The sequence below is a fragment of the Halopseudomonas sp. 4NH20-0008 genome (assembly GCF_057548395.1).
On record NZ_BAAJMD010000014.1, the window covers coordinates 93,589 to 102,142 of the forward strand.

Here is an 8,554-nt window from a genome sequence, read left to right on the forward strand (position 1 = left end):
AAGCCGACGACTCAGGATGAGACAACCAGCCAACGTCTTCCACCGGAGTTCTGCTGCCACCGTGACCAATCAGGCTCACTACCGCAATACCCGTTCGGCATTGCTCTGTATGACCGGCCTGATCCTGGCGCTGGTGCTGCTGGGTGCCTTGAGTATCATCCTGATCGCCCACCAACAGAACACAGCGGAAGCCAGGAAAAACCTGTTCTACACCAGCAAGGCCATTGATGCGGGCAGCCGCAACGCCGAGCGCAACGTCATTGACTATGCCTTCTGGGGCGATGCCTACCAGCATCTGCATGCCAAGCTGGACCTGGACTGGGCCTACACACGTGCCAACATGGGTCGCAGCATGTATGACGCCATGGGCTATGAGGGCGTTTTTGTCATCGCACCGGACGGCAGCACAGGTTACGCCCTGATCGAGGGCGAGATACGCGATACGACAGCCGAGCAGTGGCTGGGGCAGGACATCAGCGACTGGCTTGCCCAGGCCCGCGCAGCTGAACTGGATCAACAGGCCGTCAGTTACTACCTGAGCGTCGATGGGCAACTGGCACTGGGCGGCGCAGCGGCCATCTCCGACGGTGACGATCCGACGGTAGAGGCCATCGGGGGGCCCGCATCGGTCCTGCTGTTTATTGAAAAACTCCATCCACAGTCCCTGCAATCCATGGGCAACGACTATGGCATCAGCAATCTGCGCCAGGTGTCTGCCGAGGACGGCGACGACAGTTCGCTGCTCGCCCTGCCGGTCCTTGGTGGCGACAGCCTGCATTTGCAATGGGACAGCGAACGCCCTGGCACGCGCATGTTGATATGGCTTATGCCACTGTTGCTGTTGGCTGCGCTGATCTTTGGCTATCTGAGCCGCTTTAACCTGCGCACATCCCTGGCAGCAGCCCGACGCCTGGATCAGCGCACAGCAGAAGCCAGCCGCCTGCAGGCGCAACTGGCGCACTTTGCCCAGCATGACGAATTGACCGGACTGCCCAATCGCAGCCTGCTTGATGATCGACTGCAACAGGCCTGCCTGGCTGCCCAACGCAGTGGCCGACAATTGGCCGTCATGCTGATCGACCTGGACGGTTTCAAACCCATCAATGACAACTTCAGCCATCATCTGGGTGATCAGTTGCTGATCGAAGTAGCGCGACGCATGGCCTTGCTGATGCGTCCGGGAGACACGGTAGCGCGCATGGGCGGCGACGAGTTCATCGTCATTCTACCCAACCTCACCGCTGAGCAGGACGCAGCGGCCATTGCCGAACGTATCATTGCCGACATTGCCCATCCCTACCGGCTTGAAGAAGTGGATCTGCGGGTCACCGCCAGCCTCGGTATTGCCATGAGTGACGGCCACGTCGAACAGCCCAAGCGCCTGCTGCACTATGCCGATCTGGCCATGTACAAGGCCAAACAGGAAGGACGCAACAGCTACCAGTGGTACAGCAGCAACCTGGAAGATCGTGCCTGCGAACTCACCACCCTGCGCCATGACCTGCAGGAGGCCCTCGAACAGGATGGCTTCGAACTCTACTATCAACCGCAAATCAGTGACGTCACCGGCCAGGTAATCGGCCTCGAGGCCCTGCTGCGCTGGCAGCATCCACAGCAAGGCTTTATCCCGCCAACGCGGTTTATCCCCGTAGCTGAAAGCACCGGGCAAATCATTCCGCTCAGCCAATGGGTGCTGGACACCGCCTGCCGACAGATAGTCGAACTCAATCAGGGCCGCAGCAACCCGGTCAATGTCGCCATCAATATCTCCCCGATCTTTTTACTGCGCAGCAATTTTTGCACCCTGGTACAGCACGCCCTGCAGTCCCACCAGTTGGCGCCTGAATTACTGGTACTGGAGATTACCGAAGGCGTTATGCTGACCAATCCGGATCGCGCTGTTGCTACCTTGCAGCAACTAAACGAACTCGGTGTGCAAGTGGCGATTGACGATTTTGGTACCGGTTTTTCCAGCCTCAGCTACCTGAAGGTTTTACCGGTACACAAGATCAAGATTGACCGCTCCTTTGTCAGCGGTGTCGACAGCCATGCAGAAGACGCCGCTTTGACCCAGGGCATCATCGCCATGGCCCGTCACCTCGGGCGCAAGGTCAACGCAGAGGGCGTTGAAACGGAAGCACAAAAACAGTTTCTGAGTGCCTGTGATTGCGATGAGTATCAGGGCTACCTGTTTTCCAAACCTTTATCTTTCAGTGAGATAAAGCAATATCTTGATAATTACAGCGAAGAAACGGCACGCCGCCACAAGCGGCGATAAAACACCAGAACAACGCTGACCCCATACACAAGCGGCAAACAGATCCGTGACTTAGCCGCCCACCTGATTACGGCCTGCCGCCTTGGCTCGATACAGCGCCTGATCGGCTGCCAGCAGAGCCGCCTGCAGGACCTTGCCGTCTGACAGCAGGGCCGTGCCGATACTCACACTCATGCGCTGACCGACCTCAAGTTCAATGTTTTCGATCGCCTCGCGCAGGCGCTCAGCGGTGCTGGCCAGATTGGCCGCATCCGAGGGCGAAACCAGGACAAGAAACTCGTCACCACCCCAGCGGGCGGCATGATCATAAGGCCGAATGGTTGCCCGCAGCGCATCACCAACGCGCTTAAGGGCGCGATCACCCAGGTCATGGCCAAACTGATCGTTGAGCTGTTTGAAGTAATCCATATCCAGCCAGATCACCCCAGCCTCGGTATGTTGCCGCTCACAACGCTGATGCTCCAGCTCAAGCAGTTCCTGCATGCCGCGCCGGTTCAACAACTCGGTCAGGGGATCATGGCGGGCCAGGCGATTGAGCTCCTCGGTGCGCTCGGCCACCTTGCGCTCCAGCTCCTGGGTATTGCTGCGAATGGCCCTGGCCATGGTCGCAAAGTGCTCAATCAACTGGCCAATCTCGCCCTTGCCGCGCGGCAGATCCTGGTCATATGGCTGGCCATCGCGCAGACGCAGCATGGCCGCCTCCAGCTGCACCAGCGGCTTGAACACCAGCCGACTGAGGGTCAGATTGACCAGCAACAGGGCGACCAGCAAGGTAATGATGAATACCACCAGCACGGCCGTGAACTGGCTGACCGGCATCAACTCATTGAGATCGATCAGGCTGACCTCAAACCAGTCCAGACCCGGCAAATAGGCCACGCCGACCAGATGTCGCTGGCCGTCCACCTGCATGAAACGGCTGGCAACGCGGCCTTGACTGGCTTGCTCACTGCGCAAATCGTGCATCATAGAAGCCAGCGCCTGGCGGTCTTCTTCCAGATCAATCAGCAGCGCGATGGTGTTTTTCTGCCCTTCCGGTTTTACCAGCGTGGCGTAGTCAATCAACCGGCTGTCCTTGTGCAACTGGATGGCACCACTGTGATCGACAAACAGCGTGGTAATACCGACCTGCTGGATATCCACCACCTCACGTTGCAACTCTTCCAGCGGAATACCGGTACCCACAATACCCAGTGGCGTGCCCTCATCCTCCATCAACACATCAATCCACAACTGGGTAATACCCAGTTCAACATCCGGGTTGACGTTCATGTGGAAATTTTTATTCAGGCTCAGCAGTTGGTAGAACCAGGCATCTTCAGGTTTGTAAGGATTGAGGTTGTAGCGCAGCTCCCGACCCAGGTACTCGGACTCGGCATTATTGAAGTAATAACCACCTGTTTCTCGCAGCGCCACAAAGAAATTATTGGCGCTGAAGTTACGTCTGAAGCTTTCCATTTCCAGCATGGCTGCGGCATGCAGTTCGGGATTCTCCGGGTCCCGGGCCCAGCGTTTGAGCACCGTGGAGTCAGCCATCTGCCGGGCCAGGGCCAGTTCACGCTCAACCGGCTGCATCAGCCGCGCCGTGTCATAGCGCACCTGAATTTCAACAGTGCGCACACCCCAGCTTTCGATAATGCTTTCGCTGATCTGCATGAACAGCTGCCAGGTCACGATACTGGCCAGCACCAACAAAGCCGCAATGACCAACTGGAAACGGGTTTTCAGGCTCAAAAGGGCCACCTTCAGGTCAAATCAGTTACCAGCGCCATTGCCGGCAACACGTCCATTATAACCAGTCCATGCCACCTGCCCCACATAAAGCATCCCTGTAGCCGTTTTGCTGCTACCGGCGAAATCAGACTGGCTCTGCTACTGTTTCAAAATGTTGATCATTCTGGTCAAAAAGCTGCGTTATTCATTCAGACAATTAATCAATACAGTAACGACATCAACCATCACAACGACCTTATCGAGGATTCACCATGAGCATCACATTCATCCAACGTTTGCTGGCAACCAACGACGGCTTTGCCGGACTGGCTTTGCGCATCCCCGCTGGCATCATCTTTATCGCCCATGGCGCCCAAAAGCTGTTTGGCAGTTTTGGCGGCTACGGGCTGGAAGGCACCGGTCAATGGATGGCCTCCATCGGCTTGCAGCCTGGCTACCTGATGGCGCTGGGCGCCGGCAGTGCCGAATTCTTCGGCGGCATTGCCCTGCTGCTCGGCCTGCTGACCCGCCCTGCGGCTGTGGTACTGGCTCTAACCATGCTGGTTGCCATCCTGGTGGTTCACCTCGGCAACGGCTTGTTCATGAGCAACAACGGCTACGAATTTGGCCTGGCACTGTTGGCCATCTCGGTTGCGCTGGCCTTTAACGGTGCCGGTGCTCTATCGGTTGATCGTCTGATCAGCCAGCGCTCGAACTAACCCCTCAGCCAACCCTGCTTTGGCACCTGATACCGGTGCGAAGCAGGGCTATTATCTCTGGCTCGGTCAAGCCCTGAGCGCCAGGATACGCCGTGCACCATTCAACACTATCAGCCCCACCAAAGTGCCTATCAGCAGATCTGGCAGGTTTGAACCGGTCCAGGCCACCAGGGCACCGGCAATAATCACACTCAGGTTGATCAGCACATCATTGGCTGAAAAGATCCAGCTGGCGCGCATATGCACACCGCCTTGGCGATGTTTGTGAATCATAAACAGGCAAATACTGTTGGCTATCAACGCCAGCAAGGCAACAGCCATCATCATCTGAGATTGCGGCTCACTGCCAAAGACAAAGCGCCGCAGCACCTCAAGCAAGACCCCCAGCGCCAGAACCGCCTGCACCACACCGGCAATGCGGGCTGCGGTCATCTGCAGGCTAACTGCACGCCCTACGGCATAAAGTGCCAAGCCATAGACCGCGGCATCAGCAAACATGTCCAGCGAGTCAGCAATCAAACCCGCTGATTGCGCTATCAACCCAGTTGCCATCTCCAGCACAAACATTACTGCATTGATGCCCAGCAACCAGCGCAGCGTATGCGCCTCCTGAGCATCAGATGACGTCGCAGGCTGAACTTGATCTATCTCGGCAGGTTGTGAATACAGCAGCACGGCTCCCATGCCCAAACTGACCAATTTGGCTGTCAACGGCTCGACCGGACCATCATGCTGCAACCGCAACTGGCGGTGTGACAAATCGAAATGCAGTGCTTTAACCGCCTCAAACGGGCTTAGCGCCAGACGAATAATCCGCTCTTCCGAGGGACAATCCATGCCCGGCAAACTGAACAGACTGGAGCACTGTGCCGGGGCTGACGGATTCTGATCCGAACAGCTTCTGGTGTTGTCTGTGTCTGTACAATTGCAGGATTCTTTCATGACTGACGCCTCGCAATCTTTGACTGATTTGCCTGGCCTGATCCTCAATCAGGCCAGGCCCAAGCCTTTACTGCCGCTGATGCAGCGGTGATCGCGGCCCCGGCAATACGCCGTTGACCGCATTGGTCGACAACAGGCGTGTGCTGGTCATACCGGCGATCTGGTAACTGCGGTCGGTGGACGAGTTGATTACCTGCTCTACCAGCGCCACCACCAGCACACCCAACAAGCCCCCACCGTGGTTGTTGTTGCTCTGCTCGGTACTGGAGGCAGTCGCCTGACCTTTCCACAACAGCTCACCGGTACGGGCATCCACCAGACTGGCTTCAGCTGTCACGCGGGTGTCGCTGGCGAGCAACTGATAGCTGGTGCCATACTGCTTGATGCTGATGTACATCACCGAGTCCGCACCAAACACCTTGTTCAACTGCTCCAGCGGCAGGGCATGGATCTCATCCGGATTGGTCATGCCGTTTTCGCGGAAGGTTTCCTCCACCACGGCAACCGGAAATACATAGTAGCCACCCTCGGCCAACGGCATGCTGACATGGGTCAGGAAGCTATAGCTGGCGGTGGTATCCAGCGACGCATTGACCGGCGGCAGCACCAGAATCGAGCGCGGATTGCTCTCGCGGAAGGCAGTGTAATCGTAGGGGGTGGTGGTCACACAACCTGTCAGCAGCAGACTGGCCAGCCCCAACAGGGCCATCATCCTTGATTTCATGGGGTCACCTCAGGCTGCGCCTTCATTACGTAATCGACAAAGTGGGCTGACTCGGGAAACAGCTGTTTCTCCATAGCAAACTGCTCTCGGCCTTCGCCCTCACGCCCGGTATTGAAATACAGCATGCCCAGGTGTGCATGCAGACCCGGCGGCACGCTTTGGCCCTGGGCCTGGGCGCGCTGCAGGACCGCTTCAAGCGCGCCAATCTGACCGGCGTAGTCGGTGGTGCCATTCTGGTGATACTGGTACAGACTGGGCTGGTAATTACCCCAGTAATACAGCGGCGGTGAAACCGGAGCGCAGGCGCTCACCAGGCAAACGCCGACCAGCAGCGTGCCCTTGAGAAAAAGTGACTTCATAACACATTCCCTTGTCGTGATCAGTTCCCGGCAGGATTCCAGGCGCCGGATTCAATGCCGCGCACCAGATTGTTGACCGCTTCGCGGATGGCCAGATCCAGCACCTTGCCGTTCAGTGTTGCGTCATAACCGGCAGTACCACCAAAGCCGACCACTTCGCGGTTGGACAGGCTGTATTCGCCCGCACCCTGCACCGAGTAGGCCACTTCAGAGGTTTGTACATTGACGATATTCAGATTGACCTTGGCATAGGCAACCTGCTCCATGCCGCGTCCGAGAATGCCAAACAACTGCTGATCGCCAACGGTCTTGCGGCCGAACTCGGTCACGTCACCGGTCACCACATAGCTGGCGCCCTTGATCGACTGGGTTACACCGCTGTAGCCCGCTTCAGTCTGCAACTGGGCCATGTTGGTCCGCTCCAGCACATTGAAGCGATTGGTCTGCTGCAGATGAGTCACCAGCGTGGTCTTGGCCTGGTTGCCCAGACGGTCAACACCGTCGGAGAAAATACCGCGCTGGTAGCTGGAACGGTTATCAAACTGTCCGACCGCAATCGGCGAGCGCTCGCCCTGATAAAAGGTACCAAAGCTTTCTACCTTGGGTACCTCGAGGGTGCGGTGTGTTTCAGTGGCACAGCCACCAAGGGCAAACACAGCTACCAGGGCGGTAGCAGACAACGCAGACTTGTTGATCACCTGTAGGAGTCCTTTTCCAGGAATTGAGTAATGGCACACCGATAGTAGCCGCAGACGTCAAACAAGGGAATATGGCAAATTGGCTTGATTGGTATCTTTCAATCAAGCCAATTGTGACATGACCTTAGCCAAGTCACTGACACCGCGCTCAACCTCAAGGATGCCGTCTGCGACACTCCCTACGCGTTCAATACTTTTATTAGAAAGATCACTAACAGTGCTCATTTTTTCCCTGAGGCTAGCAATCATATTATTGTTTTCACTGACAACCTCTGATATTTGAGTCAAAGATTGTCCTGTTTTCGCCGCCAAGGCACGCACTTCATCAGCCACTACAGCGAAACCTCGACCCACCTCCCCAGCACGCGCGGCTTCAATGGCTGCATTCAAAGCCAGGAGATTGGTTTGATCTGCAACGGATTGAATGGCACTTACGATTCCGTAAATCTTGGCTGCTTGACGCTCAAGATCCTTACTCAGTTCAACAGCAGAAGAAATATCATTGGAAACCTCCGCCGAAGCAGAAACTGCCTGCTCAATAGCAGCATTGACTTGCATGGCAATCTGAGATGTCTGCTCGGAGGTCGCTGCGGCCGTATCGCGCGCATTCTGAGAGCGCAGAACCTGCTGAGTAACATCCATCGCAAATTTGACTACCTTACATACCTTGCCAAACTCGTTCAGCACTGGGCTATAAGTGGCTTCGAGCCATACGGGATTATTGCGACTGTCTTTACGCTCAAAACGTCCTGTAAAGCTTTCGCCATTAGCAAGCCGACCCCAGAAATCAGGATTTTGCTTGTAAAAGCTTTCGTAACAGAATTGGCGATGATGCTTACCAACGATATCCGCCTGCCGATAACCCATTGCGGTCAAGAAGTTTTCATTTGCTTCGATCACAGTGCCATCGGGCTTAAACTTGATCACGGCCATGTACTGATTCAGAGAGGTGAGCAAAGCCTCCTTATCAGCGCTATCTTGGTATGAAGAAGTAACATCGTTGGCAATCTTGACAACGCGTACCACGCTTCCCTGAGCGTTTCTGACCGGAAAATAAGTCCCTTCAACCCATAACGCTTTACCGTCAGCTCGCTGTCTTGGGAATGAACCTCGTTTCAGTG

At 56.1% G+C, this 8,554-nt stretch carries 8 protein-coding genes; 2 read left to right on the plus strand and 6 right to left on the minus strand.

Going from position 1 to position 8,554, the window contains the following annotated elements; genetic code table 11:
- The first annotated feature begins 61 nt into the window (after positions 1-61).
- Positions 62-2,278 carry a putative bifunctional diguanylate cyclase/phosphodiesterase gene (locus tag AC27HQ_RS14170; protein WP_487156836.1) on the plus strand — a complete coding sequence of 739 codons (2,217 nt, stop codon included), beginning with the start codon at positions 62-64 and terminating at the stop codon, positions 2,276-2,278.
- A gap of 51 nt (positions 2,279-2,329) precedes the next feature.
- Here the strand turns inward: AC27HQ_RS14170 and AC27HQ_RS14175 are convergent, their stop codons facing one another.
- Complete coding sequence (locus AC27HQ_RS14175) at positions 2,330-4,012, minus strand: sensor domain-containing diguanylate cyclase (protein ID WP_487156837.1); 1,683 nt, start codon at positions 4,010-4,012, stop codon at positions 2,330-2,332.
- 251 nt (positions 4,013-4,263) lie between these two features.
- Between AC27HQ_RS14175 and AC27HQ_RS14180 the strand changes: the two genes are divergently transcribed.
- Positions 4,264-4,710 (plus strand): DoxX family protein, encoded by a 447-nt coding sequence (locus AC27HQ_RS14180; protein WP_487156838.1) that lies wholly within the window; start codon positions 4,264-4,266, stop codon positions 4,708-4,710.
- A gap of 66 nt (positions 4,711-4,776) precedes the next feature.
- Here AC27HQ_RS14180 and AC27HQ_RS14185 read toward each other — a convergent pair whose 3' ends face one another.
- The 5 genes from AC27HQ_RS14185 to AC27HQ_RS14205 form a co-directional block, all read right to left on the minus strand.
- Entirely contained in the window at positions 4,777-5,652 is an 876-nt protein-coding gene (locus AC27HQ_RS14185; protein ID WP_487156839.1) for a cation efflux transmembrane domain-containing protein, read from the minus strand.
- Positions 5,653-5,719: 67 nt separating this feature from the next.
- Positions 5,720-6,376 (minus strand): DUF799 domain-containing protein, encoded by a 657-nt coding sequence (locus tag AC27HQ_RS14190; protein ID WP_487156840.1) that lies wholly within the window; start codon positions 6,374-6,376, stop codon positions 5,720-5,722.
- Positions 6,373-6,735, minus strand: coding sequence for a DUF4810 domain-containing protein (locus AC27HQ_RS14195; RefSeq protein ID WP_487156841.1), 363 nt, complete (start codon positions 6,733-6,735; stop codon positions 6,373-6,375). Before AC27HQ_RS14195 ends, AC27HQ_RS14190 begins: the two co-directional genes overlap by 4 nt.
- 20 nt (positions 6,736-6,755) lie before the next feature.
- The gene (locus tag AC27HQ_RS14200; protein ID WP_487156842.1) at positions 6,756-7,433 is read right to left on the minus strand and encodes a CsgG/HfaB family protein; all 678 of its coding nucleotides are present in this window, start codon (positions 7,431-7,433) and stop codon (positions 6,756-6,758) included.
- A gap of 102 nt (positions 7,434-7,535) precedes the next feature.
- The coding region (locus tag AC27HQ_RS14205) for a methyl-accepting chemotaxis protein (protein WP_487156844.1) at positions 7,536-8,554 on the minus strand (1,019 nt) is incomplete at its 5' end.

Coding starts and splice junctions, on each gene's coding strand:
- AC27HQ_RS14195 (WP_487156841.1), bottom strand. CDS start 6,735: ATGAAGTCACTTTTTCTCAAGGGCACGCTGCTGGTCGGCGTTTGCCTG.
- AC27HQ_RS14190 (WP_487156840.1), bottom strand. CDS start 6,376: ATGAAATCAAGGATGATGGCCCTGTTGGGGCTGGCCAGTCTGCTGCTG.
- AC27HQ_RS14180 (WP_487156838.1), top strand. CDS start 4,264: ATGAGCATCACATTCATCCAACGTTTGCTGGCAACCAACGACGGCTTT.
- AC27HQ_RS14185 (WP_487156839.1), bottom strand. CDS start 5,652: ATGAAAGAATCCTGCAATTGTACAGACACAGACAACACCAGAAGCTGT.